The 22,551-nt window shown below is 62.0% G+C and carries 23 protein-coding genes and 1 pseudogene; 18 read left to right on the top strand and 6 right to left on the bottom strand.

From position 1 onward, the window contains the following. Window positions 1-47 precede the first annotated feature (47 nt). Window positions 48-797: an Asp/Glu racemase gene (locus B0G74_RS28585; protein WP_132378568.1), complete on the top strand. Its 750-nt coding sequence runs from the start codon at window positions 48-50 to the stop codon at window positions 795-797. A gap of 89 nt (window positions 798-886) precedes the next feature. Here the strand turns inward: B0G74_RS28585 and B0G74_RS47515 are convergent, their stop codons facing one another. Together B0G74_RS47515 and B0G74_RS47510 are read right to left on the bottom strand one after the other, a co-directional pair. Further along, entirely contained in the window at window positions 887-1,099 is a 213-nt protein-coding gene (locus tag B0G74_RS47515) for a LysR substrate-binding domain-containing protein (RefSeq protein WP_279388622.1), read from the bottom strand. A gap of 173 nt (window positions 1,100-1,272) precedes the next feature. Continuing rightward, a pseudogene (locus B0G74_RS47510) lies at window positions 1,273-1,788 on the bottom strand (LysR family transcriptional regulator); the annotation flags it as partial. 147 nt (window positions 1,789-1,935) lie between these two features. Here B0G74_RS47510 and B0G74_RS28575 point away from each other — a divergent pair. The 5 genes from B0G74_RS28575 (at window position 1,936) to B0G74_RS28555 (ending at window position 7,157) form a co-directional block, all read left to right on the top strand. Further along, the gene (locus B0G74_RS28575; protein ID WP_132378566.1) at window positions 1,936-2,685 is read left to right on the top strand and encodes a glucose 1-dehydrogenase; all 750 of its coding nucleotides are present in this window, start codon (window positions 1,936-1,938) and stop codon (window positions 2,683-2,685) included. Window positions 2,686-2,726: 41 nt separating this feature from the next. After that, the gene (locus tag B0G74_RS28570) at window positions 2,727-3,266 is read left to right on the top strand and encodes a carboxymuconolactone decarboxylase family protein (protein ID WP_132378564.1); all 540 of its coding nucleotides are present in this window, start codon (window positions 2,727-2,729) and stop codon (window positions 3,264-3,266) included. A gap of 83 nt (window positions 3,267-3,349) precedes the next feature. Continuing rightward, window positions 3,350-4,753: a mercuric reductase gene (locus B0G74_RS28565; protein ID WP_132378562.1), complete on the top strand. Its 1,404-nt coding sequence runs from the start codon at window positions 3,350-3,352 to the stop codon at window positions 4,751-4,753. A gap of 177 nt (window positions 4,754-4,930) precedes the next feature. Then, window positions 4,931-6,046 (top strand): alkene reductase, encoded by a 1,116-nt coding sequence (locus tag B0G74_RS28560; RefSeq protein WP_132378560.1) that lies wholly within the window; start codon window positions 4,931-4,933, stop codon window positions 6,044-6,046. Between the two features lie 211 nt (window positions 6,047-6,257). Beyond that, the gene (locus B0G74_RS28555; RefSeq protein ID WP_132378558.1) at window positions 6,258-7,157 is read left to right on the top strand and encodes a LysR family transcriptional regulator; all 900 of its coding nucleotides are present in this window, start codon (window positions 6,258-6,260) and stop codon (window positions 7,155-7,157) included. Window positions 7,158-7,226: 69 nt separating this feature from the next. On the opposite strand, the gene B0G74_RS28550 is transcribed toward B0G74_RS28555, so the two are convergent. The 3 genes from B0G74_RS28550 to B0G74_RS28540 all read right to left on the bottom strand — a co-directional run bounded on the left by B0G74_RS28550 (window position 7,227) and on the right by B0G74_RS28540 (window position 9,749). Next, window positions 7,227-7,901: a peroxiredoxin-like family protein gene (locus B0G74_RS28550; RefSeq protein WP_132378556.1), complete on the bottom strand. Its 675-nt coding sequence runs from the start codon at window positions 7,899-7,901 to the stop codon at window positions 7,227-7,229. Between the two features lie 191 nt (window positions 7,902-8,092). After that, entirely contained in the window at window positions 8,093-8,494 is a 402-nt protein-coding gene (locus B0G74_RS28545; protein ID WP_132378554.1) for a nuclear transport factor 2 family protein, read from the bottom strand. A 37-nt stretch (window positions 8,495-8,531) separates the two neighbouring features. Continuing rightward, the gene (locus B0G74_RS28540; protein ID WP_243658331.1) at window positions 8,532-9,749 is read right to left on the bottom strand and encodes an alkene reductase; all 1,218 of its coding nucleotides are present in this window, start codon (window positions 9,747-9,749) and stop codon (window positions 8,532-8,534) included. 56 nt (window positions 9,750-9,805) lie between these two features. Here B0G74_RS28540 and B0G74_RS28535 point away from each other — a divergent pair, with 56 nt between their 5' ends. From B0G74_RS28535 to B0G74_RS28510, 6 genes are all read left to right on the top strand, one after another. Then, window positions 9,806-10,435 (top strand): TetR/AcrR family transcriptional regulator, encoded by a 630-nt coding sequence (locus B0G74_RS28535; RefSeq protein ID WP_132378552.1) that lies wholly within the window; start codon window positions 9,806-9,808, stop codon window positions 10,433-10,435. A gap of 78 nt (window positions 10,436-10,513) precedes the next feature. Next, on the top strand, window positions 10,514-11,413 hold the full coding sequence (locus tag B0G74_RS28530) for a LysR family transcriptional regulator (protein ID WP_132378550.1): 900 nt from the start codon (window positions 10,514-10,516) through the stop codon (window positions 11,411-11,413). A 136-nt stretch (window positions 11,414-11,549) separates the two neighbouring features. After that, a complete protein-coding gene (locus tag B0G74_RS28525) occupies window positions 11,550-12,224 on the top strand; it encodes a histidine phosphatase family protein (protein WP_132378548.1) in 675 nt (224 codons plus the stop codon). A gap of 25 nt (window positions 12,225-12,249) precedes the next feature. Beyond that, window positions 12,250-13,266: a phosphotransferase gene (locus B0G74_RS28520; RefSeq protein ID WP_132378546.1), complete on the top strand. Its 1,017-nt coding sequence runs from the start codon at window positions 12,250-12,252 to the stop codon at window positions 13,264-13,266. 46 nt (window positions 13,267-13,312) lie between these two features. Next, window positions 13,313-14,077 carry an SDR family oxidoreductase gene (locus B0G74_RS28515; RefSeq protein ID WP_132379451.1) on the top strand — a complete coding sequence of 255 codons (765 nt, stop codon included), beginning with the start codon at window positions 13,313-13,315 and terminating at the stop codon, window positions 14,075-14,077. Window positions 14,078-14,144: 67 nt separating this feature from the next. Then, window positions 14,145-15,389, top strand: coding sequence for an acyl-CoA dehydrogenase family protein (locus B0G74_RS28510; protein WP_132378544.1), 1,245 nt, complete (start codon window positions 14,145-14,147; stop codon window positions 15,387-15,389). 98 nt (window positions 15,390-15,487) lie between these two features. Here B0G74_RS28510 and B0G74_RS28505 read toward each other — a convergent pair whose 3' ends face one another. After that, window positions 15,488-15,817 (bottom strand): hypothetical protein, encoded by a 330-nt coding sequence (locus B0G74_RS28505; RefSeq protein WP_132378542.1) that lies wholly within the window; start codon window positions 15,815-15,817, stop codon window positions 15,488-15,490. Between the two features lie 144 nt (window positions 15,818-15,961). Here B0G74_RS28505 and B0G74_RS28500 point away from each other — a divergent pair, with 144 nt between their 5' ends. The 6 genes from B0G74_RS28500 to B0G74_RS28475 all read left to right on the top strand — a co-directional run bounded on the left by B0G74_RS28500 (window position 15,962) and on the right by B0G74_RS28475 (window position 22,533). Continuing rightward, window positions 15,962-17,605: a fatty acid--CoA ligase gene (locus B0G74_RS28500; protein WP_132378540.1), complete on the top strand. Its 1,644-nt coding sequence runs from the start codon at window positions 15,962-15,964 to the stop codon at window positions 17,603-17,605. A 22-nt stretch (window positions 17,606-17,627) separates the two neighbouring features. Next, complete coding sequence (locus tag B0G74_RS28495; protein WP_132378538.1) at window positions 17,628-18,092, top strand: MaoC family dehydratase; 465 nt, start codon at window positions 17,628-17,630, stop codon at window positions 18,090-18,092. A gap of 47 nt (window positions 18,093-18,139) precedes the next feature. Further along, window positions 18,140-19,855, top strand: coding sequence for an alpha/beta fold hydrolase (locus B0G74_RS28490; protein WP_132378536.1), 1,716 nt, complete (start codon window positions 18,140-18,142; stop codon window positions 19,853-19,855). A 67-nt stretch (window positions 19,856-19,922) separates the two neighbouring features. Beyond that, complete coding sequence (locus tag B0G74_RS28485) at window positions 19,923-20,342, top strand: phasin family protein (RefSeq protein WP_132378534.1); 420 nt, start codon at window positions 19,923-19,925, stop codon at window positions 20,340-20,342. A 71-nt stretch (window positions 20,343-20,413) separates the two neighbouring features. After that, a complete protein-coding gene (gene phaZ, locus B0G74_RS28480; protein WP_132378532.1) occupies window positions 20,414-21,247 on the top strand; it encodes a poly(3-hydroxyalkanoate) depolymerase in 834 nt (277 codons plus the stop codon). Then, on the top strand, window positions 21,244-22,533 hold the full coding sequence (locus B0G74_RS28475) for a DUF445 domain-containing protein (RefSeq protein WP_243658330.1): 1,290 nt from the start codon (window positions 21,244-21,246) through the stop codon (window positions 22,531-22,533). The genes phaZ and B0G74_RS28475 overlap by 4 nt, the downstream gene beginning before the upstream one ends. The last annotated feature ends 18 nt before the right edge of the window (window positions 22,534-22,551 follow it).

Below are 22,551 nucleotides of genomic sequence, written 5' to 3'. Positions count from 1 at the left end.
TCCCATCAGTATTCTGGATGCCTAAATCTATTTCGGAGATTTGAAAAATGCCTCAAAACTTTCGTATTGGACAGATCGTTCCAAGCTCGAATACGACCATGGAAACCGAGATTCCGGCCATGTTTCGCGCCCGTGAAGCCATCCGCCCCGAGCGCTTCACGTTCCATTCGAGCCGGATGAGAATGCACAAGGTCACGAAGGAGGAACTGGTCGCGATGAACAAGGAAGGCTTGCGCTGCGCGGCGGAACTTGCCGACGCTCGTGTCGATGTGATGAGCACGGCGTGCCTGGTCGCGATCATGGCGATGGGGCCCGGCTATCATCGCGAAACTGAACGCGATCTGTTGGAGGTCGCGCGCGCCAATCATTGCCTCGCGCCAGTCATGACCTCCGCGGGCGCTTTGGTAGAGGGCCTGAAGATCATGGGCGCTCGTCGGATTTCGCTGATGGCGCCGTATATGCGCCCGTTGACTGACCTGGTTGTCGCTTACATCGAAAACGAAGGAATCGAGGTTATCGATTCCATCTGCTTTGAAATTCCTGACAACCTCGAAGTCGGGCTGCGCGATCCGATGCAACTGGTCGACGACGTTCGGCGCCTGAACACGGAAGGCGCGGACGTGGTGGTGGCATCCGCCTGCGTCCAGATGCCTTCCTTGCCGGCGATTCAGCGCATCGAAGACATGTTGGGAATCCGCACCGTCTCGACTGCGGTATGCACCGTGCGGCGCATGCTGGATCATCTGAAGCTCGAGCCGATCGTGCCTGGCGCCGGAGCCTTGCTTTCCGGCGCGTGATCGGGTGCGCAGTTAAAGTTCATCGAATGACGCGTTGGACATTGTTCCAACGGCAACTGTGGGGCGAAGGACTCTGCTCCACAGCCCTTTCAGCCAGGAGCCATCGCCTTTCCGACATGGTCGACGAACGCTCTGACCTTGGCGGAATGCCGTCGCTCCTGTGGGCTCACCAGGTGGATCGGAATAGCGATCGCTTCCCAATCCGGCAATATCCGTTGCACTTCGCCGCTGGCCAGTTCGTCGTCGAACAGCCAGTTCGGCGAGTATCCAATCCCCATGCCCGCGAGGACCGACGCTCGCATGACTTCACTGCTGTTGGTTTGCAGATTGCCTTCGACCCGCACGATGCGGGTGGTCCCACCGGCTCCGCCGCGCCGGGGCCTGCTGTGAAACTCCACGCGTTGCGCATTGCCAGTTCGGTGTAGACGATGCAGTTGTGATCGACCAGGTCGTCGGGAACGCGCGGCGCCCTCTTGCCTTTCGGCAGCGAACGCACGTAGTTGCGATGCGCCATCAACATCCGGTAGGAAGTTCCCACGCGACGCGCGATCAGGCTGCTGTCCGGCAGGTCGCCGATGCGCACCGCGACGTCGATCCCCTGTTCCACGAGATCGATAAAACTGTCGCTAAGGCGTAGGTCGATCTTCACGGCCGGATGCTCCGCCAGAAACGATTGCACCAGCGGCATGAGCTTGAGGCGACCGAAGCCGACCGACGCCGCGATTCGCAGCCAGCCCGTGAGTTGCTGCTCGCCGCGCCGCAGCGCGCCCTCGGCCTCCGCGATTTCCGCGACCAGGCGCCGCGCCTGTTCGAAATAATGTTCACCTTCTTCCGTCAGTGCCAGCGAACGCGTGGTTCGCGTCAGCAGCCGCGCGCCCAGCTCGCGCTCGAGAGCCGCGACCTGTTTGCTCACTGCGCTTTGCGTCGTGTCGGCCTCGTGTGCGACCGCGGAAAAACTGCCCGCTTCCACCACGCGCACGAAAGTCTTCATTGCCTGCAGCTTGTCCATTTTGCTCAATATATTCCTGCGTGGAATCAGTTATATGAGCATACACCGTCTATATCGCCCGCCGGGAATCATTCAAAGTTGACTCATCGCAAACGCGATTGGAAGCAACCCAACACTAGGAGCACTGACATGAACTCACCCGTCGTCCTTATCACTGGCGCGCTGACCGGTATCGGCCGTGCCACCGCACTTGCCTTCGCTCGCGAAGGAAACCGCGTGGTCGTCAGCGGCCGTCGCGAAGAGGCAGGCCAGGCGCTCGCCGCCGAACTGCGCGCGCTTGGCGCCGAAGCCGAATTCCTGCGCGCCGACGTGCGCTTCGAGGCCGAAGTGCGCAGCGTCGTCGAGCGGACCGTCGAGCGTTTCGGGCGCATCGACGTGGCGGTCAACAACGCAGGCACCGAAGGCCAATTGGCGCCGATCGTCGAGCAGACAGCGACCAACTACGAAGACACCTTCTCGGTCAACGTGCTCGGCACGCTGCTGTCGCTCAAGCACGAGATGCGCGTGATGCTTGCGCAGGGCGCGGGCTCGATCATCAACCTCTCGTCGATCGCGGGCCAGGTCGGCTTCGCGGGTGGGTCGGTGTACGTGGCCAGCAAGCATGCGGTCGAAGGCCTCACGAAGAGCGCGGCCCTCGAAGGCGCTACCGCGGGTGTGCGTGTCAACGCCGTGGCGCCGGGCCCGGTCGCCACTGAAATGCTTGACCGCTTTGCCGGCGGCACCGAGGAGGGCAAGGCCGGTTTCCTCGCGACGATACCGGCGCGCCGCGCCGCGACGCCGGACGAGATCGCTCAGACCATCGTCTTTCTTGCGAGCGATAAGGCGCGCTACCTCACCGGACAGAACATTGCAGTCGACGGCGCCTACACGGCGCAATAACACGCGATTTTTTCCTATCTTTTCTACTCAGGAGCCTCACCATGACCACCATCAATGTCCCGACGCGCGACGAAGTGTCCCCGGCTAACCAGGCGATCTTCGACAAGCTCAAGAGCAGTCTCGGCACTGTGCCCAACCTGTACGCCACGTTCGCCCATTCGGAGCACGCGCTCGGCAACTATCTTGCGTTCCAGAACGCGAAGAGCAGCATCACCGGCAAGGCGCGCGAAATCGTGAACCTCGTCGTGAGCCAGGTCAACGGCTGCGAATACTGCCTGGCTGCGCACACCGTGATCGGCAAGATGAGCGGCTTCACCGACGAACAGATTCTCGAAATCCGCAGTGGCAAGGCAAGTTTCGATGCGAAGTTCGACGCACTCGCACGGTTGGTGAAGAGCATCGCGGTCAACCGCGGGCACGCCGATCAGGCGCTCGTCGATGCGTTCTTCGCCGCGGGCTGGACCAAGGCCAATCTGGTCGACACGATCGTCGTGATCGGCGACAAGACCGTCACTAACTATCTGCACGCAACGACGCGCGTACCGGTGGACTTCCCCGCCGCGCCGCAGCTCGCCGCGTGATGGTTGCAGCCGGGCAGGGCGTGGAGTTCGTGCGAGGTCCGCGTCGTCCGGCTGATTGAAGTTGTCCTGAATCGGAGGATGTGATGTCTCAAACTGAACATTTCGACACCGTTATTCTCGGCAGCGGCCAGGGTGGCAAGCTGCTGGCGTGGCACCTGGGGCGATCGGGCCAGCGCGTCGCCGTCGTCGAGCGTCAATGGGTGGGCGGATCGTGCCCGGCCGTTGCGTGTCTTCCCAGCAAGAACGAAATCTGGAGCGCACGTGTTGCACATCTTGCGCAGCACGCCGGGGACTTCGGCACGATCACCGGCCCAGTCACGGTCGATATGGCGAAGGTCCGCGAGCGCAAGCGCGGCATGATCGAACGTGAGGTTGCGTTTCACCTGCAGGCGTATGCGGCGAGCGGCGCGGAGCTGATCATGGGCAGTGGACGTTTCATTGCGCCGAAAACTCTCGAGGTGCAACTGAACAATGGCGAAACGCGCACGCTGAGCGGCGACCAGATTGTCGTCAATGTCGGATCGCATGCGGCTATTCCGGACGTTCCGGGTCTGAGTGCGGCGCAACCGCTCACGCATATCGGCGCACTGGACCTCGACTACACGCCGGCTCATCTGATCGTGTTCGGCGGCGGCTATACCGGTATCGAAATGGCTCAGGCATATCGGCGCTTCGGCAGCCGGGTGACGATCGTCGAACACGGGCAGCAATTGATGGGACGCGAAGACGCCGACGTCGCCGATGAGATGTCGCGTGTGCTGAGCGGCGAGGGCATCGACCTCGTGCTCGGCGCCGAGACGCTCAAGGTGGACGGCCAATCCGGCAAGCACGTTGGCATCACCGTGCGCACGGCCGCCGGTGAGCAGACGATTGAAGGCAGCGACATTCTGGTCGCCACGGGCCGCATTCCGAATACCGCCGGTATCGGCTTGGACAAAGCCGGCATTGCACTGGACGAACGTGGCTACATTCGCGTCAATGACCGCCTGCAAGCGAGTGCGCCCGGTGTGTGGGCGATCGGTGAAGTGGCCGGGAGTCCGCAGTTCACGCATGTTTCCGTCGACGATTTCCGCATCGTGCGGGATAACCTGGCGGGTGGCCATCGCAGCACGCGTGATCGTCTTGTGCCGTACACGATGTTCAGCGATCCGCCGCTCGCGCACGTCGGGCTCAGCGAACGCGAAGCACAGAAGCAGGGCATCGCCGTGCGGGTCGCGAAGCTGCCGATGAGCAACGTGTTGCGCACCGAAGCCACGGACGAGACACAAGGCTTCATGAAAGTGCTCGTGTCCGCCGCCGACGACCGCATTCTCGGCTTCACGATGATCGGCTCGGAAGCCGGCGAGGTGATGGCCGCGATGCAGACGGCGATACTGGCGGAACTGCCCTATCCGAAGCTGCGCGATGCGGTGATCACGCACCTGACTTTCGCTGAAGGCTTCGGCCCGCTGTTGGCCAACGTGCCGCCGCGAGCGACGGCGCAGTGAGCCAGCCGGCGCGGGCACCGGCTATTCGCCGGGGCCCGCGTTGCGCGACGTGATCGATACTGCTTGACGGCGTATTCCCGACGGGAATGACAGCTATTGCCCCGAGGTCCCTTCTGCGTCACCTCGACTCGCGCGATCATTCCTCCGTCCCAATCTGGATATCTCAAGGATGAAGCAATGAACCAACTCTTTACACCCATCTCCGTTGGCCCCTTCGAACTGAAGCACCGCGTCGTACTGGCGCCGCTGACGCGCATGCGCACTGAAGCGGGCAACGTTCCCGGCGATCTGATGGTCGAATACTATTCACAGCGCGCGTCCGACGGTGGCTTGCTGATCACCGACGCTACCGCTGTCTCGCCACTGGGCATCGCGTATGTCGACGCTCCCGGCATTTACACGCAGGCGCAGGTCGACGGCTGGAAGCGCGTCACTCACGCCGTGCACGCCAAAGGCGCCCGCATCTTCCTGCAACTATGGCATGCCGGCCGGCAGGCGCATCCCGCCAACACCAACGGGCAGACGCCGATCGCGCCGTCGGCGATACGCGCGTATGAGCATGCTGCAATCCGCGACGCACAAGGCAATATCGTCGAAGTCGAGCAACTCGTTCCGCGCGCGTTGGACACGCATGAGATTGCAGACGTCGTCGAACAGTTTCGACAGGGCGCTGCGCGTGCGAAAGCAGCTGGTTTCGACGGCGTCGAGCTGCATGCGGCGAACGGCTATCTGATCGATCAATTCCTGCTGGATGGCTCGAACCACCGGACGGACGCTTACGGCGGTTCGATTGAGAATCGCGCGCGTTTTCTGTTCGAGGTCGTGGAGGCAGTCGTGTCGGTGTGGGGTGCGGGGCGCGTTGCCGCACGTCTGTCGCCAAGCGGTGTGTACGGGACCATGTCAGACAGCGATCCACACGCGACTTACGGCTATGTGGCGAGCCGGCTCAACAACTACGACCTCGCTTACCTGCACGTGATCGAGCCGCGCATTCGCGGCAACGAGGACACTGAGGCGAGCGAGTCAGCTGTCTCATCGAAGGATCTGGGCCGGCTGTTCACCGGCACGATTGTGGCCGCCGGCGGATTCAACGCTGAAAGCGCAGAGCAGATTCTTCACACCGGCGATGCCGATCTGGTCGCCTTCGGCCGGATGTTCGTCTCCAATCCGGACCTGCCGGAGCGTTTGCGTACGGGTGCGCCTCTGAATGCTTACGACCGTGCCACGTTCTATGGCGGCGACGGACGAGGCTACATCGACTACAGCACGCACCGCGCAGTGGCCACGGCCTGAACACAGGCATTCATCGACGCGACTTCAAGGCGCTGACAGGGGGACGGCCGTCGGACCGACGGCCGTCCCCCCAGAACATCACGATCCGGCGATACACGTCGCGGGTGGGGAGCGATGGAACAAGACCGTGCGGTTGTCGGCCCTCGGGATTGGATTGCGCCGCAGTCGTACGACACGCGAACCACGATGATTCGTTCCAGGAGAAAAGCAAGTGGACCGGCTGACAGCGATGGAAACGTTTGTATGCGTGATCGAGTCGGGTTCCTTCTCGGCCGCAGCCCGCCTGCTCGATGTCGGGCAGCCAGCCGTTTCAAAGTCGATTGCACAACTCGAAGAGCGGCTCGCGGTCCGATTGCTTCTCCGCTCTACCCGTGGGCTGACGCCGACCGAAGCGGGTCAGGCGTTTTACGAACGCGCGAAACGGGCGATCGAAGAAGCGGACGAAGCAGAACTGGCGGCGCGGGGATCGGCCGGCGCACTCTCGGGCCGTCTCAGGGTGTCGGCGGCCGTGACTTTTGCGCGGCTTCATATCATCCCGCGACTGCCGTCCTTCCTCGAACGACATCCTGATCTGAACATCGACATCATCCTCGATGATGAGAACATTGATCTGCTGGAACACGGCATCGATGTCGCGTTGCGAATGGGTGTGCTGGGCGACTCGACCATGACGGCGCGCAGACTCACGCGTGGCAGGCGTTGTGTCGTCGGCTCGCCGGCGTGGTTCGCGAAAGCCGGTGAACCGCGCACGCCTGCCGATCTGGTTTCGCATCAGGCGATCGTGTACGAGCAGGCCGGCGGTGGGAACGCATGGTCCTTCAAGCGGGGCAATACGGAGACGTCCATTGCTGTCGCGGGGCGCATTCGCGTGAACGCGGCGGAGGGTGTGCGCGCCGCGGTGCTAGCCGACATGGGCGTCGCGATCACGTCCGAGTGGATGTTCGCGCCCGAAATCGCAAGCGGCGCGGTAAAACAGGTGCTTGCCGATTGGGAATTGCCCAGCATCGATCTTTGGGCCGTGTTTCCGAGTGGGCGGATGGTGACGGCAAAGGCGCGTGCTTTTGTTGCCTGGGTCGAGGAGATATTCGGCGCATCGGATTCGACGGCCTGACTGAACGCGGATGATCTTTGATGCGCTCGCTCCCGGCACGTGACGTGCCGGGAGCGAAGCAGGCCCGGCTTAAGAGGCCGAGGCAGTCTTCCGGCGAAGAACGGGCAACATGTCCTGCGGTTCAGGCCGGTGCGTGTAGTCCGGATTCACTTCGGCATACAGGATCGTGCCGTCTTGCCCGATCACGTAACGCGCGGGCATCGGCAGAGTCCAGCTATTGTCGCCGTTGAACGCCGGCAAGTCGTTCTTGAGGTTCTTGTACAACTCGACCAGATAGTCGGGCAGGGCAAAGCGGATGCCGAACGCCGCCGCCACATCGTTGTGCGTATCGCTGAGGATCGGGAAGCTCAGCTTGTTGGTGCGCAGCGACTTGCGGCTATTCGCGGCATTTTGCGGCGAGATCGCGACCAGGTCGGCACCTTCGGCCTTGAACGACGGCAGTGCTTCCTCGAGAGCCTTCAGTTCAAGATTGCAATATGGGCACCACACGCCACGATAAAAACTGATGACGAGCGCTCCGCGCTTCAGCAGTTCGGTAGACGAGACGGGTTTTCCGTCCGGGTCGTTGAGAATAAATTCCGGCGCTGCGTCGCCTGCTTTGAGCGCGCGTTCAGCCTGACCGGACGCCACGAGTTCGGCGGTAGCGCGTTCCATGATCGGATGAATTTCAGGCGGCGCGAAGTACGGTGCTTTACCGCCTTTGAAATCCGCTTTGAAAGCGTCGAGTTTCGCTTGAAGTGACATGACAATCTCCTTCTTCAGACAGGGTGATGTGTTGAAGTTGTGCTGCGGTGGAGAGATAGTCGGTCAATGCAAACGAATGAAGAAGACACGTCGGCCGCATAACAGTCATTCCGGCGAGGCATGGCGCAACCGGGGAGGCGGCACCCCGCTACGCACGCCGAAATGACGAGTTAATGCCAATGGCGGCCGAGTCAGCTCGGAAAACTATTCCCGAACATGGGCAGGCCGCTATTCGATTCGGCCTCGGTCGCCTCGTCCTGCAGCACGTCCCAATGCTCGGCGAGCACGCCGTCCGCAAAGCGCAGGATATCGGCCGCGATCCATGCGGCGGGACGCCCGTGACCTGAAAAGCGCCCATGCACGATTACGTAATCGCCATCCGCCACGATCACGCCGGGTTCGTATCGCAAGGTCGGCGGCTGGGTCTTGATCAGGTTGAAAAGGCCGTCGCGCCCCGGTGCGATATGCGCGCTGTGCTGGATATAGCCGGGCGACCAGAAACGCTCGGCTGCGGCGTAGTCGCGTTGGTTGAAAAGCGTGTCGAACGCTTCGAGTACAAAGGCCTTGTTGGCTGCTTCGGTCATGGTGGTCATGAATGTTCTCCTGATAGATGGGTGACGTTGCGGCGCGTCATGCCGCCACGGCCTGAAAGGACGGATAGTCGGTGTAGCCCTCGGCGGTCGCGCCGTAGACCTTTGGCCAGTCAACTTCGGCAAGCGGTGCATCGGCGGCGAAGCGCGCCGGCAGATCCGGATTGGCGATGAACGGTCGGCCAAAGGCGACCATATCGACGAGCCCGGCTTCGATCAGCCGATTGCCGCGCGCACGATCCATATCGACGTTGGCGATAATGTTGCCGCGGTAGAGCTCGCGGAAGTGGCGGAACATGCCGTCTCCGGCCAGCGTGGCCAGCGGCGTCGCAGACAGGTCGGCCATTGCGCCCATCAGCAGCAGATGAGAGAGATCGAATTCGTTGAGCCGGCCGATCACATATTCGGAGGTGGCAAGCGTTTCGTCATTGGAAACGAAGGCGCCCGTCTCCGACGTTGCGGGTCCCGTCTTGATGCCGGTGCGCTGCGCCCCGACGGCCTCGACCACCGTTTCCACGACCTCGAACAGAAAGCGCGCCCGGTTCTGCGTCGAACTACCGTATGCGTCCGTACGCAGATTGGTGCGAACGTTGAGGAACTGATTGAACAGGTAGTGATAGCCGCCCTGGATCTGCACGCCGTCAAAGCCGGCTGCGATCGCGTTGCATGCGGCCCGGCCGAAGTCGGCGACCGTGCGGCGGATCTCGTCCTTCTCCATGGCGCGCGGGACCACGGTCTCCTTGCGGCCGGCCGCGGTCACGCTTTGCTGCTCCGGGTTGACCGCTGACGCGGAGCGCGGCGCCTTGCCGGCCTGGAAATCCGGATGCCCCAACGAGCCGGTATGCCAGAGTTGCGCGACGATCCGGCCGCCCGCGCAATGCACGGCATCCGTCACCACGCTCCAGCCGCGGACCTGGGCTTCGCTCCAGAGTCCGGGCACGTCTGCCCAGCCAACTGCCTCGGGGCTCACGAAAATGCCTTCGCTGACAATCAGCCCCGCCGCGGCGCGCTGCGCATAGTACTCGGCGTGCAAGGCCGTCGGGACAAGCTCGGGATTCGCCGAGCGCATGCGCGTCAGCGGCGCCATGACGATGCGGTTGGGCAGATCGAGGTCCCCCAGCCGAATCGGCTTGTGCAGGGGCTGGTTGCTTTCGATGTTCATGAACTTTCCTACGACGTTTGAAGATTCACCCAAACACAATGGTGATTGACATCGAGTTTGATGGGCCGATCGAGAAAAGTCAATGTCGATCACCATTGTATTTTTCGAAGGCGGTTATAATTGAGCTGACAACGGCGTGGGAGCATTGAGCGATGGGCGTTTCAAAACAGCAGGCGGTGGAGAACCGGAAGACCATCATTGCGGCTTCGGAGAAGTTGTTCCGTGCGCATGGAATCGATGGTGTGGGCCTGAGCGCGCTGATGAAGGCCGCGGGCTTTACCCAGGGCGGGTTCTACAACCACTTCGAATCGAAGGAGGCGCTGGCCGCTGAAGTCGTGGCGACTGCGATGGACAAATCCAACCGCGACCTGACAGAAGCCATTGCCACGCCGCTCGAGCCAGGCGGGAATCGCCTGAAGCGACAGGTGGACTTTTACCTGTCCGGCACGCATTGCAGCGATATCGAGCAGGGTTGCGCGATAGCCGGCCTCACCGCTGATGTGCGCCGGCTTGGGCATGAGGCACAGGCGCACTTTGCAAGCGGCTTGCAAACGATGCTTGAAACGTTGACAGCGCTCGTCGCGGAACAGCGCGCCGAAAGCGGAGATATGGATGAAGCGCGCCGCGAGGCAATCGCGTTCTACAGCGAGATGGTCGGTGCGCTCATCCTGTCGCGGGCGGTAGCCGACGCCAATCCCCAACTCGGAGAGGAAATACTGAACGCGAATCGTCAGATGCTGCTCGACAAATTCGCGCTGGAAGAGGGGCGGGGCAAGCGCTGATTTTCTGGCCGCGTTTGAACGGCGTACTCGCGTGCGAAAGAGGGACTACCACTCCAGGTGGCGTCAGGGAACCCGACAATGCGTCTATCAAAGATCGACCTGAATCTGTTCGTTGTTTTCGAAGCAGTCTATAAAACGCGAAACCTGACGCGTGCAGCGGAGATGCTATTCATCACGCAGCCTGCTGTCAGCAATGCATTGGCGCGGATGCGCAAGACGTTCGACGATCAACTCTTTGTGAGCACGTCGGCCGGCATGGTACCGACGCCGGTTTCCGAAAACATCATTGAGCGCGTCCGCGAGGCACTGCTGCTGCTCGATTCGAGTACCCATGCCGGCGAACTATTCGATCCGGCGTCGTCGGAACGGACGTTCCGGCTTAGCATGAACGACCTGACCGAGGCGTTGCTGCTTCCTGCGCTGGAGGAAGTTCTGCAGCGCCTCGCACCCGGCATACGCATCGAGAGCTATTTCACGACGCGCAGAGAGGTGCCCGAAGCATTGGCGAGTGGCGCGGTCAATCTCGCGATCGATGCGCCTCTGCTTGACGACCCATACCTCGAGCAGGAGCCGTTGAGCCGGGACCGGTATGCCTGCATGCTGCGTCAGGACCACCCGTTTTCGAAGAAGAAGCTGACCATCGATGATTACCTCGGGTTCGGTCACATTCACGTGTCCAGCCGGCGGCAGGGGCCCGGTCTTGTCGACGCGGAACTCAACAAACTGGGTCTCAGGCGCTCGATCCGGACTCGGGTCCAGCACTATCTGGTCGCGCCCTTGATCGCGATGCGGACCGATCTCGTCCTTACCGCACCTCTCACGCTCCTTCAGCGTTATGACGCGCGCATCCTGGAGCTGCCGTTCGACCTCCCCAATCTCGAGTCACATTGCTACTGGCACCGAAGCGTCACGGGCGATCCCGCACACCGTTGGCTACGCGAGCAGATCGGCGGTCTCATGCGGGAAGCGAACGCCTAGCCGGACGACCCGAGTCGAGGCTATCGAAGCGTGGACATTAGGTGTCACCAAAACTTATCGCCAGCTATCACAACAATAAATTTCCTGAATGAGGCGGGGCTCGGTATTGTTCTAGTCATGTTTAGACGAGGATGGCATGGCGGAACTCTACCTTGTGCGGCATGGTCAGGCGTCGTTCGGCACGGACAACTATGACGAACTATCACCTACCGGTTATACGCAATCACGATGGCTCGGAGAGCACTTCGCGCAGAGCGCATTGGAGTTCGATCGGGTTGTCATCGGCGCGATGCGACGGCATGAGCAAACCGCTGACGCAATTCTCGCAGCGATGCCAGGTTTGCAAGTCGAGGTCGTGCAAGACGCGGGTTTGAACGAATACGATTTCCAGGGCTTGTTTGCGGCTCTTGGCGAAGACGAGTTTCCGCAGGGCTCCTCTGCGGAAAGTTCGAAGAAGAACTTCTACAAACGCCTCAAGAAGGCGCTGCAACTTTGGTCCGACGATCTCCTGCCCGGGCCGGTTCCCGAAACGTGGCAACAGTTCCAGGCGCGCGTCGAGCGCGCGCGTCTCGCAATCCAGCGAGCGGGCGGCAGACGGGTCCTGGTGGTGAGTTCCGGTGGTCCGATTGCCGTCTTTGTCCAGCAGATTCTGCAGGCGCCGGCGGCGGCCGCCATTGCACTCAACCTGCAGATTCGAAATAGCAGCGTTTGCCAATATGTCTTTAACGACACCGCAATGTCGCTAGTCAGTTTCAACTCGCTGCCTCATCTCGACCCTATCGAGAGGCACGAATTCGTCACCTACGGTTGATTCGAATCGGGACTCCCGCAACACTATGAATACTGGCCTTCAATTCGACATCGAAAAGCTCACGCTTTATTTGACGGCGCACGTGCCCGGATTTCAAGGGCCGTTGTCCGTCGAGAAATTTGTTGGCGGACAATCCAATCCAACGTTTCTCCTGAAAGCGCGCAGCGGCAGCTATGTTTTGCGGCGTCAGCCGCCCGGAATGCTGCTCAAGTCCGCGCATGCGGTCGACCGTGAATTCCGCGTGCTAACGGCGCTCGGTCAAACGCCGGTCCCTGTCGCGCGCGCATTTCATCTTTGCGAGGATCGTGACGTTATCGGCAGCATGTTTTACGTCATGAGTTTCGAGGACGGGCACATCTTCTGGAATCCGGCGTTGCCGGAAGTGCCCGTCGGAGAGCGCGGCGCCATCTACGATGCTCTGCTCGGGACGATGGCGGCCCTCCACGACGTGGATGTCGAGGCTGTCGGTTTAGCCGACTATGGTCGCCCCGGAAATTATTTCGCGCGCCAGATCGACGTATGGACCAAACAGTATCGAGCCGCGCAGACCGACGTGCTGGAATCGGTCGAGGCACTGATCGCGTGGTTGCCGGCGCACTGTCCCGTCGAAGCCGGCAAGCCTTCGCTCGTGCACGGCGATTTTCGTATCGACAACCTTATCTTCACGCGCGGCTCGTCGCAGGTTCGCGCCGTTCTCGACTGGGAACTCTCCACGCTCGGTAATCCTCTAGCCGACCTCGCTTACTTCTGCATGTGCTTGCGACTGCCTCCCAACGGTCATATCGCCGGGCTTGAGGGATTGAACAGAGCGGAGTTGGGCGTGCCGGATGAGGCGGCGATCATCGAACAATATTGCCGGCTGCGGAGCATTGCATCGATTGAGAACTGGAACTTCTATCTTGCGTTCAGTTTCTTCCGACTTGCCGCCATCGCGCAGGGCGTAAAGAAGCGGGCTCTGGGCGGCAATGCGTCGAATGACAAGGCGCGCCAGGTCGGGGAGATGGCGGGGGCGCTTGCGAAGATGGGCGTTGACCTGATCTGACGGCACACGCAAGACTGGAAACTTGAAAAAACACATGGAGGCAGATGTGACTACTAATTTATTTAGTCTGGAAGGAAAGATTGCACTGGTGACTGGCGCCAGCCGAGGTATCGGGGAGGAGATTGCCAGGTTGCTCGCCGAGCAAGGCGCCCACGTGATCGTGTCGAGCCGCAAGCTCGAAGATTGCGAGGCGGTGGCGAGCGAGATCAACAACGCAGGCGGGAGTGCGGAGGCAAAACCCTGCCACGTTGGTCGTGTCGAGGACATTCTCGCGATCTTCCAGCATATTCGTGCGCGGCATGGTCGTCTGGATATCCTGGTCAACAACGCGGCGACGAATCCCTATTTCGGCCACATTCTCGATACCGATCTGGCGTCATTTGAAAAGACCGTGGAAGTCAACTTGCGCGGTTACTTCTTCATGTCCGTAGAGGCTGGCAAGTTGATGCGGGAGAACGGCGGCGGCGCGATCGTCAACACGGCTTCCGTCAACGCGTTACAGCCGGGCGACAAGCAAGGGATCTACTCGATCACGAAAGCCGCCGTCGTCAACATGACACGGGCATTCGCGAAGGAGTGCGGGCCGTTGGGGATTCGGGTGAATGCGCTGCTCCCAGGCTTGACCAAGACTCGATTTGCCGGCGCGCTGTTCGACGATCAGGCCATCTATGAAAGCTGGATGTCCAAAATTCCGCTGCGCCGTCACGCGGAGCCTCGCGAGATGGCCGGTACCGTGCTTTATCTGGTCTCCGACGCCGCGAGCTACACCAATGGGGAGTGCATTGTCGTCGACGGTGGATTGACGATTTAGTCACCAGGTCGATGCGCGGTATTGGACGATGCATCGATGACATTTACCAGGAATCAGGAAGATCAAAATGGATTTTTCATATAACCCGAAAATGGAAGCGCTGCGCACGCAGGTGCGCGCGTTCATGGACACGCATATCGTTCCGCGCATCCGGCAATGGCACGAAGAAGTGAGCGCGGGGCAATATCCGGTTTCCTTCATGGAGAGCTTGAAGGAACAGGCGCGTGCGGAAGGCCTCTGGAATCTTTTCCTTCCGCATCTGCGGGATGACGAGCCAGGCACCCGGCTGACCAATCTCGAGTACGCCCCGTTGGCCGAGATCATGGGGCGCGTGTCGTGGGCGTCCGAGGTATTCAACTGCAATGCTCCGGACACGGGCAATATGGAACTGCTCCATATGTTTGCCACGCCGGCTCAGCGCGAAGAGTGGCTCAAGCCTCTACTCGACGGCAAGATCCGCTCGGCGTTTGCGATGACGGAGCCGGCGGTGGCTTCCTCGGACGCGACCAATATCACCACGTCGATTCGTCGTGACGGAGACGACTATGTCATCGATGGCCGAAAGTGGTTCATCACGAACGCGGCGCACCCGAATTGCAAGCTCTTCATCGTGATGGGGAAAACGGATCCTGACGCACCGGCCCACCGTCAGCAAAGCATGATTCTCGTGCCTCGCGATACGCCGGGCGTCAAGATGATCCGCAATATCACGGTGGTCAATCACGTGGCGCCGGAAGGACACTGCGAGATCGAGTTCAAAGGCGTGCGCGTACCTCGGTCGAATCTGCTCGGCGAAGAGGGGAGCGGCTTTGCACTCGCCCAGGCGCGCCTTGGACCGGGACGGATTCACCACTGTATGCGTTCGATCGGCGCCGCCGAACTGGCGCTCGAGTTGATGGTGGAACGGGCTCAAGCGCGCACGGCATTTGGCAAGATGCTGCATGAGCAAGGTACGGTCGGCGAATGGATCGCGAAGTCGCGAATCGAAATCGATCAGGCGAGGCTGCTTGTTCTGAAAGCCGCGTGGATGATCGATAACGTGGGCGCGAAGGAAGCACGCAAGGAAATTTCGATGATCAAGGCGCTCGTGCCGGGCGTTCATACCGCCGTTTGCGACCGGGCGATGCAGGTGTTCGGCGCCATGGGGCTGAGTCCTGACACGCCGCTGGCGGATAGCTGGACCTGGGGGCGTGCGCTGCGCTTTGCCGATGGCCCGGATGAGGTTCACCTGCAGAGCATCGCTCGCATGGAAATCAAGGCCCAGCGATACGAGCCGGGAAGCGAAAACCCCTACTTGATGAAGCCGGTGTAGGGCATAGGTCGGGTCTTTCAAACATCCCTTGCGGGGCGATGCAACGTCGCCCCAGTCACCGCGCATGTGACGCTTCGGGCAATGAATACGCCAACGTGTTAGCACGGCATCTGGCCGTCGTCCTCCGACCCACTCAGCAGAGACCGCGTCTCTTCTGAAGGATCGGTGGCGAGTACGTTTTCAAAGATCGCCTGACCTGTGCGATCCGCCAAATCAAGCATCGGAAAGACCGGTGCGTCCAAAACCGCTCCCACGGTCATCTCACCCTCTGCCTCCAATCTGCCGAGCCGCTCCTGACGGTCCCCGTCGCCGCGTTGCGCGCCGTCGACGACCCATTCGCGCGGCAGTTGGCGCAGGCGGGCGCGGCCCTCCAGATCGCCTCGAACGGCACGATCGCGCTCCGTGACTGGGGCTTGAACCGGCCGCACCCCATCGATCTCCCCCGTTCAGGGGATGGTCCCGGATGCCCGATCGCCGCGATCATGGCACTACTCGGGGACGCCACCGTATGCGAGATGCAACGGCAAGCCGGTGCCGGCCCGCTATCCATTCATAGATGCGAGGAGACACAGATGCAGGACACCGTACAGAACGCGACGCCATCCGCCTACGCCTATCCGTTGCTGATCAAGAATCTGCTGCACACGCCGTTCGCTCAGGCGCCGAATCAGGAAATCGTCTACCGCAACCAGCTGCGCATGACCTACAGCCAGTTGCAGGAACGGATCGCGCGGCTCGCCAATGGTCTCGCCGGGTTGGGCGTGCGCCACGGCAGCACGGTCGCGGTGATGGACTGGGACAGTCATCGTTATCTGGAAAGCTACTTCGCCGTGCCGATGATGGGCGCCGTGTTGCAGACGGTCAACGTGCGGCTCTCGCCGGCTGAGATCGTCTACACGATCAATCACGCGCGTGCCGAAGTGCTGTTCGTTCACGCCGATTTTCTGCCCGTGGTGGAAGCGATCAAGGATCAGCTCGAAACGGTGCGCGCATTCGTGCGAATCGAAGAGCCGGACAGCGAGGCGTTCGAGCACACCATTCCGTTCGCGACGGAATACGAAGCGATGCTGGCGGCGAGTGCCACGAGCTACGACTTTCCAGACTTCGACGAAAACACCCGGGCCACCACGTTCTATACGACTGGCACGACCGGCCTGCCCAAGGGCGTGTATTTCTCGCATCGTCAACTGGTGCTGCACACCATCACGCTGATGGCGGCGCTCGCAAGCCCGGTGTCGGGGCAGCGCTTTCATCGCGGCGACGTCTATATGCCGCTGACGCCGATGTTCCATGTGCATGCATGGGGCATGCCGTACATCGCGACGGTGCTGGGCGTGAAGCAGGTCTATCCGGGCCGCTATGTGCCCGAGCGACTGGTAAAGCTGTTGCGCGACGAGGGCGTCACGTTCTCGCATTGCGTGAGCACGATCCTCCACATGGTGCTGAACTGCCCGGAGTCGAAGTCCGCCGATTTCAGCAAATGGAAGATCGTGATCGGCGGAAGCGCGCTGCCGCACGGCATCGCCCATGCCGCATTGGAGCGTGGCATTGACGTGTTCACCGGCTATGGCATGTCCGAGACTGGTCCCGTCCTGAGTCTCGCGCAGCTTCCGCCGGGGTATGAGCAACTCGACACCGAAGAGCAGGTGCGCCTGCGCTGCAAAACTGGCCTGGCAGTTCCGCTCGTCGATCTGCGGATCGTCGACGAATCGATGCAGGACATCGTTCACGACGGCAAGGCCTATGGCGAGATCGTCGTGCGCGCCCCGTGGCTGACCCAGGGATACTTCGGCAACGCGGAAGCGTCGGAACAGCTCTGGGCAGGCGGCTACCTGCACACGCAGGACATCGCGAACATCGACACGACCGGCAATCTGCAGATCACCGACCGCATCAAGGACGTGATCAAGTCCGGCGGCGAATGGGTCTCGTCGCTCGAAATCGAAAGCCTGATCTCGCTGCATCCGGCTGTCTCGGAAGTCGCCGTGATCGGCATCAAGGACGAGAAGTGGGGCGAAAGGCCCGTGGCGCTGGTGGTGCTCAAGGCGGGCGCCACGCTCACCGAGGACGACATCAAGCAGCACGTTCTCAAGTTCACCCACACCGGGAAGATCTCGAAGTACGCGGTGCCGCAGGTCGTCAAATTCATCGACTCGCTGGAGAAGACGAGCGTCGGCAAGATGAACAAGAAGTGGCTGCGCGCGCAGTTCGCCTAACCGGTCACGAGGAGCAGGCACGATGAGCATCAACGAATATCGCATCGCGACGATCGACGAATTCGTCGGCCGCGAGCTGGGCGTGTCGGACTGGGTCACGGTCGATCAGGCACGCATCGACGCGTTCGCGCAATGCACGGGCGACCGGCAGTGGATTCACGTGGACGTGGAGCGCGCGAAACGCGAAAGCCCGTTCGGCGGCACGATCGCACACGGCTATCTGACGCTCTCGCTACTTGCCGCACTGGCCATCGAAATCGGCCTCATTCCCGAGGACGCGTCGGCCGGCCTCAACTACGGGCTGGACAAGGTGCGCTTCATGACGCCGGTGAAGGCCGGCGCGCGGGTGCGCAACCGCGTGACCCTCGTGTCCGTGGAGATGAAGGGCGGCGGCCGGATCATCGTGAAGACGATGAACGAGCTGCAGATCGAGGGCGAGGACAAGCCGGCGCTGATCGCCGAGTCACTGGCGATGCTGGTGGCATGACCTCTACTACTGTTGACAAAGTAAAGCGTCGTTCGAGGAGCATCAAGATGGCGGAGACAACTGACAACGCGTCGCGAAACGATCAGACGGACGATCTCGCGGCATCGGCCGCCGAAGGCATGCTCGGTCCCAACCCGTTCGTCGGGCTGCGCCCGAGCGACATTCTGGCGACCGCGCAGCAGATCGGCGCGCAGGCGCTGCGGCAACCCGCGCTGGTTCTCGAGCAGGAAGCGGCGCTCGTGCGTGAACTGATCGCCGTGCTGTACGGTGGCGCCCGCGACGGCGCGGACGCGTCGCCGCAGCGCGACAAGCGTTTTGCCGACCCCGCCTGGCGCGACAACTCGCTCTACCGCGTCACGCTGCAGAGCTACCTGGCATGGCGCAACGCGCTCTCCGGATTTATCGAGCGCTCCGCGCTGGACCCGAAATCGAAGGAGCGCGCGCAGTTCGTCATGTCGCTGTTCACCGAGGCGCTGTCGCCGACGAACACGCTGTTCGGCAATCCTGAGGCGTTGAAGAAGATCGTCGATTCGGGAGGCGCGAGCCTCATTGGCGGCGTGAAGAACCTCATGGCCGACTTGTTGCAGAACCAGGGCATGCCCGCGCAGGTCGACAAGACCGCGTTCGAGGTGGGCAAGAATCTCGGCACGACGCCGGGAGCGGTGGTGTTTCGCAACGAGGTGCTCGAACTGATCCAGTATGCGCCGGCGACCGCGCAGGTCTACAGCCGCCCGCAATTGATCGTGCCGCCGCAGATCAACAAGTTTTATGTGTTCGATCTGTCCGAGGGTAAGAGCATCGTGGACTACCTCGTCAAGAGCGAGTTTCAGGTGTTCATGGTGAGCTGGCGCAATCCGACCGCGGCGCAGAGCCACTGGGATCTCGACACGTACGTCGGCGCGCTCCTCGAAGCGATCGCGGCGGTGCGCGACATCACCGGCAGCGACGATGTCAATCTGCACGGCGCGTGTTCCGGTGCCATGACGATCTCCGCGCTGCTCGGTCACCTCGCGGCCCGCGGCGAAACGGCCGTCAACGCCGCGACGTTGATGGTGGCCGTGCTGGACAACAAGGCGGACTCGCAGCTCGGCCTCTTCGCCACGCCCGAAGCCATTGCGGCGGCGAAACAGAACAGTCTGTCGAAGGGTGTGCTCGCCGGCGAGGAGATGGGGCGCGTGTTCGCATGGATGCGGCCCAACGATCTGGTGTGGAACTACTGGGTGAACAACTATCTGCTGGGCAAGACGCCGCCCGCGTTCGACATTCTCTACTGGAACAACGACGCGACCCGGTTGCCGGCGCGCATGCATGGCCAGTTGCTCGACATCTTCGTGGGCAACCTGTTCAGCAAGCCGCGCGCGCTGTCGGTGCTGGGCACGCCGATCGACTTGTCCGGCGTCACCTGCGACAAGTACGTGGTGGCGGGCATGACGGATCACATCACGCCGTGGAAAGGCGTGTACAACACGGCGCGCACGTTCGGCGGCGACACGCGGTTCGTGCTGAGTTCGAGCGGGCACATCCAGAGCCTGATCAACCCGCCCGGCAATCCGAAGGCGAAGTTCTTCGTCAATTCCGGCTTGCCGGCGAATGCCGATGCATGGCTGGCCGGCGCGCAGGCGCAGAAAGATTCATGGTGGGGCAATTGGACGGACTGGCTGCGCGAGCGGTCCGGCGAACGGCGCGCGGCGCCGGCCACGCCCGGCAACGAGCGGCACCCGGCAGGCGTCAAGGCGCCGGGCACCTATGTGATGGAAGCATGACGCACACCCCTTTTGGCCGGGTGACGGCCAGCCTTTTCCCGATGCAAATTTTTTTGGAGAGACGATCATGGATTCAACCAACGCCAACAGCATTTTCACCGAGTACACGAAGCTCATCAGTCAGTTCAAGCTGCCGGGTATCGACGCCGGCGCGATCCTCGAATCGCGCCGCAAGGACATCGAGGCGCTCGCCGAGGCCAACACCACCGCACTCGCGGGCGTCCAGTCGCTGGCCATCAAGCAGGCGGACATTCTGCGAACGACGCTCACCGAACTGCAGTCGTTGGTCGGTCGCCTGAGCGCGTCGGGCGGCCAGCCCGCGAACGCCGGCGAAGTGGTTCAGCAGGCATTGCACAAGGCGCTGACCGACATGCAGGAACTCGCCGACACGGCGTATCGCGCGCAGTCGGACAGCGTTGCGGTGGTCACGAAGCGCGTCGCGGAACACGTCGAGGAATTGAAGACGCTGCTGCAGCCGAAGAAGTAAGGCGAGCTCGCGATGCGGCGCGCTCAATCCCCGATGTCACGCTCCACCAGAGGGTCCTGCGGATGATAGATATGGAACCCAACCCCGCGTCTGTCGGCGGCATGCAAATCCAGATGGTCGATCTCAACGGCCAGTTGTTGCGTATCGCGACGCGGCAGGGCAGCGACGCGTCGCCGCCGCTGCTCATTTTCAACGGCATCGGCGCCAACCTCGAGCTGGTGGAACCGTTCGTCGCCGCGCTCGAGGACGTGAGCGTGATCATCTTCGACGTCCCCGGCGTGGGCGGCTCGCCCGCGCCCGTCGTGCCGTATCGTTTCTCGACACTGTCCGTGCTGAGCGCGCGGCTGCTATCGCGGCTCGGCTACGACGGACCCGTCGACGTGCTCGGCGTGTCGTGGGGCGGCGCGCTTGCGCAACAGTTCGCGCGTCTCTATCCGGCGCGTTGCCGCCGGCTGATTCTCGCGGCAACCTCGCCGGGCGTCATCATGGTGCCGGCGAAATTGTCGGTGCTGTCGAAGCTGATCGGACCGCGCCGCTATACCGACCCGGCCTATCTTCAGGAGGTGGGCGCGGAAATCTACGGTGGTGCGTACCGGCGGAATCCGTCGTTGCTGCGCGATCACGCGCGGCACATTCAGGCGCCCCGCGGGCGTGGTTACCTCTACCAGCTGCTGGCCGCTTCGGGCTGGAGCAGCCTGCCCTGGCTCGGCGCGTTGCGTCAGACGACGCTCGTGATGCACGGCAACGACGATCCCATCGTCCCGCTCACCAACGCGAAGATTCTCGCCGCCCGCATCCCCCACGCGACGCTCTATGTAATCGACGACGGCCACCTGTTCCTCATCACGCGCGCTAGGGAGGTCGCTCCCGTGGTGCGCCGGTTTCTGCGGCAGGAGGCGGGTTGAGTGCCGTCGCGGATGGCGACGAAGGTACGCGGCGTGCCGCGGCCGACGCGCCGGAGTACCTGAAAATGCAGCGCCTGAAGCGGATGCGGCGAACCGCGACGTGTTTGCTCGCGGTGCTGATCGCGCTGCTGCTCATGTCCCTGGTTTGGCAGAGTGAGTATCCGTGGCTGGCATGGCTGCGAGCGTTTGCGGAAGCGGGCACGGTCGGCGCGATCGCGGACTGGTATGCGGTCGTCGCGCTGTTCCGGCGGCCGTTCGGTCTGCCGGTCCCGCATACGGCGATCATTCCGCAGAACCAGCAGCGGATCGCCGAGAGTCTCGGCAACTTCGTCGAAGAGAATTTCCTGACGCCCGAGCTCATCATCGGCAAACTGAGCGGCCATAACGCCGCGCAGGCGCTGGCGCAGTGGCTTGCCATGCCGGCCAACAGCCGGGCAATCGCCAACGTCGTCGCGGATTCGCTGCCGGGATTGCTGAACGGGATAGACGAAGCGGACGTGGAACGCTTCTTCGGGCGTATGGTGATACCGCAATTGCGTGCGCTCGATGTCTCACGTGCGGCCGGCGGCGTGCTGAAAGTGCTGACGGACGGCGGCCGCCATCAGCCGCTGCTGGACCACGGGCTGCTGGCGCTGGAGAAGTGGCTGACGGCCAACGTGGACATGATCAAGGCCAGATTCAGCGCGGCCTCGAGATACACGCCCGTGCCGCTCGACACGTACATCGTCAGGAAATTCGTCGAAGGCATCATCGCGCTGCTTCATGACGTGGCGGCGAATCCCGATCATGAGCTTCGCCATCAGTTCGACGACGCGGTGCAGGACCTGATTGTCCAGTTGCAGACCTCGGCGGTGCATCGCCGCGTCGGCAAATCATTGATGCGCGACTGCATTCGCTACTTCAGAAATGAAGACTCGTATCGCGTGCTGCTCGACTATGTGTGCACACGCGTGAGCGCCGATCTCGCACACGAACATTCGGCGCTGCGCGGCGCGCTGGCGGGCATGCTGGTGTCGCTCGCGGGAGGTGTGGGCAGCGAGCCGGCGATTCAGTACAAGCTGAACGCCTGGTGGCTTGCGCTGGCCCACGAGCTGGTCGTGCGCTATCGGCGCGAGCTGTCGGCGCTGATCACCGACGTCGTAAAAAGCTGGAACGCGGATGAAGTGAGCGGGAAGATCGAAGCGGAAATTGGCCGCGATCTGCAATACATCCGGATCAACGGCACGTTCGTGGGCGGCACGGTCGGTGTGCTGCTCCATGCGGCCGCACTCGTGGTTACGCGGTGACACGTGTGAGCGAGTGGC

This window comes from Paraburkholderia sp. BL9I2N2 (assembly GCF_004339745.1).
Classification (GTDB): Bacteria; Pseudomonadota; Gammaproteobacteria; order Burkholderiales; family Burkholderiaceae; genus Paraburkholderia.
This window is presented reverse-complemented; position numbering and strand designations above follow the sequence as displayed.

Excerpts from the sequence above, each read along its gene's own strand:
- B0G74_RS28575 (WP_132378566.1), top strand. The coding sequence starts at position 1,936 with ATGAACTCACCCGTCGTCCTTATCACTGGCGCGCTGACCGGTATCGGC.
- B0G74_RS28560 (WP_132378560.1), top strand. The coding sequence starts at position 4,931 with ATGAACCAACTCTTTACACCCATCTCCGTTGGCCCCTTCGAACTGAAG.
- B0G74_RS28545 (WP_132378554.1), bottom strand. The coding sequence starts at position 8,494 with ATGACCACCATGACCGAAGCAGCCAACAAGGCCTTTGTACTCGAAGCG.
- B0G74_RS28490 (WP_132378536.1), top strand. The coding sequence starts at position 18,140 with ATGGCGGAGACAACTGACAACGCGTCGCGAAACGATCAGACGGACGAT.
- B0G74_RS28530 (WP_132378550.1), top strand. The coding sequence starts at position 10,514 with ATGCGTCTATCAAAGATCGACCTGAATCTGTTCGTTGTTTTCGAAGCA.
- B0G74_RS28535 (WP_132378552.1), top strand. The coding sequence starts at position 9,806 with ATGGGCGTTTCAAAACAGCAGGCGGTGGAGAACCGGAAGACCATCATT.
- B0G74_RS28585 (WP_132378568.1), top strand. The coding sequence starts at position 48 with ATGCCTCAAAACTTTCGTATTGGACAGATCGTTCCAAGCTCGAATACG.
- B0G74_RS28525 (WP_132378548.1), top strand. The coding sequence starts at position 11,550 with ATGGCGGAACTCTACCTTGTGCGGCATGGTCAGGCGTCGTTCGGCACG.
- phaZ (WP_132378532.1), top strand. The coding sequence starts at position 20,414 with ATGGAACCCAACCCCGCGTCTGTCGGCGGCATGCAAATCCAGATGGTC.
- B0G74_RS28500 (WP_132378540.1), top strand. The coding sequence starts at position 15,962 with ATGCAGGACACCGTACAGAACGCGACGCCATCCGCCTACGCCTATCCG.
- B0G74_RS28495 (WP_132378538.1), top strand. The coding sequence starts at position 17,628 with ATGAGCATCAACGAATATCGCATCGCGACGATCGACGAATTCGTCGGC.
- B0G74_RS28520 (WP_132378546.1), top strand. The coding sequence starts at position 12,250 with ATGAATACTGGCCTTCAATTCGACATCGAAAAGCTCACGCTTTATTTG.
- B0G74_RS28570 (WP_132378564.1), top strand. The coding sequence starts at position 2,727 with ATGACCACCATCAATGTCCCGACGCGCGACGAAGTGTCCCCGGCTAAC.
- B0G74_RS28550 (WP_132378556.1), bottom strand. The coding sequence starts at position 7,901 with ATGTCACTTCAAGCGAAACTCGACGCTTTCAAAGCGGATTTCAAAGGC.
- B0G74_RS28540 (WP_243658331.1), bottom strand. The coding sequence starts at position 9,749 with ATGGTGATCGACATTGACTTTTCTCGATCGGCCCATCAAACTCGATGT.
- B0G74_RS28485 (WP_132378534.1), top strand. The coding sequence starts at position 19,923 with ATGGATTCAACCAACGCCAACAGCATTTTCACCGAGTACACGAAGCTC.
- B0G74_RS47515 (WP_279388622.1), bottom strand. The coding sequence starts at position 1,099 with ATGCGAGCGTCGGTCCTCGCGGGCATGGGGATTGGATACTCGCCGAAC.
- B0G74_RS28510 (WP_132378544.1), top strand. The coding sequence starts at position 14,145 with ATGGATTTTTCATATAACCCGAAAATGGAAGCGCTGCGCACGCAGGTG.
- B0G74_RS28565 (WP_132378562.1), top strand. The coding sequence starts at position 3,350 with ATGTCTCAAACTGAACATTTCGACACCGTTATTCTCGGCAGCGGCCAG.